This window comes from Pseudomonas meliae, from assembly GCF_001400515.1.
Taxonomy (GTDB): domain Bacteria; phylum Pseudomonadota; class Gammaproteobacteria; order Pseudomonadales; family Pseudomonadaceae; genus Aquipseudomonas; species Aquipseudomonas amygdali.
Genome location: NZ_LJQT01000266.1, coordinates 1 through 1,167, shown reverse-complemented (window position 1 = coordinate 1,167; position 1,167 = coordinate 1). Strand labels below are relative to the sequence as shown.

Here is a 1,167-nt window from a genome sequence, read left to right as displayed (position 1 = left end):
TTGTCTACACCCTCTTAAGGCACTGTGCAGTGCCTCGGCTTGCTTCTGATCAAGCCGTTTGACAGTGCCAGTCATACCGCTCGCACAGCAAACCCTCTCTGGAGCGATGCGGAGCATGTCCAATACCCCATCTATGTATCCGCGCAGATATTCGCCACGGTTGAACAGCACCAAGCTCGCGGGTCCCTCCTGATAATCCCAGTGAACCTCCCATTGACCACCCTTCTTGATCATCTCGATTTGGGGAATAGGGGCGCGGGTACTGGGCTTCGGCATGGTTTCTCCGGTCAGCGATGTGAGGCGAGGATGGCTTCGAGGGTGTTTCCAGGTGGGCAACTGAAAACCTTTTTCCGGTATACCCCCTCCTGACGCGTAAGCGGTGTAAGTGCGCTAGAAAAAGCCCTGCAACCCCCGTAATCATTGAGGATCCTCACTTACAGTCGAGTCGTCAAAAAGTGTAAGCGAGAGAAAGGATTAAAAAATATCCTTTAAAAACAGTAGGTTAAAGGTCTGCTCACTTACAGTCACAAACTGTGCTGTGCTTTTACGCCTTTCTGACAGTCGACTTACAGTTTAGGATCGATTCTAAGATATTGATTTATAAGGGTTTTAGAGAGGTTAAAAATCTCACTTACATTTCTGACGCACTTTTTAGGTATGCACCGGAAAATTTTTTCTCGTGTGTAGGTGTGTGGCTGACATGTGTGCACACATCCTGGTGACGCTCAATTTCTGAGGCTATCACTATCCGCGACCATCGAATTCAGGATGCCCGCTGGTCCTTGGGGGGACCGTTCTGGACGGCTTATTACGTGCGTTGTTACGTGCGAGACAAAAAACAAGGGCCTGCATCGCTGCAAGCCCTTGATTTATATGGTGCCGGCACCAGGAGTCGAACCCGGGACCTACTGATTACAAGTCAGTTGCTCTACCAACTGAGCTATACCGGCGTAATGGGCTGCGAGTATATAGCTTCTGATGCGCTTGTAAAGCCTAGCTGTCTGATTCAGTTGAAAAAAATCGACCATTGGCGCTTTGGGTGGGATGCGGACGGGTGATGGTGCAGGACGTTTCCGTTGGTTTTGATGGATTGGTCTGTTTGATGTGTGTGAGCAATGCGATTTTGAACGCTGATTTCGCCTTTGACGCATATTGAACCGCCCCGGG

The 1,167-nt window shown here is 49.8% G+C and carries 1 tRNA gene and 1 pseudogene; both read right to left on the bottom strand.

Going from position 1 to position 1,167, the window contains the following annotated elements:
- Positions 1-276: pseudogene (locus tag ALO64_RS25955) on the bottom strand (hypothetical protein); the annotation flags it as partial.
- A gap of 598 nt (positions 277-874) precedes the next feature.
- Positions 875-950 (bottom strand) — tRNA-Thr (locus ALO64_RS12335).
- Between the last annotated feature and the right edge of the window lie 217 nt (positions 951-1,167).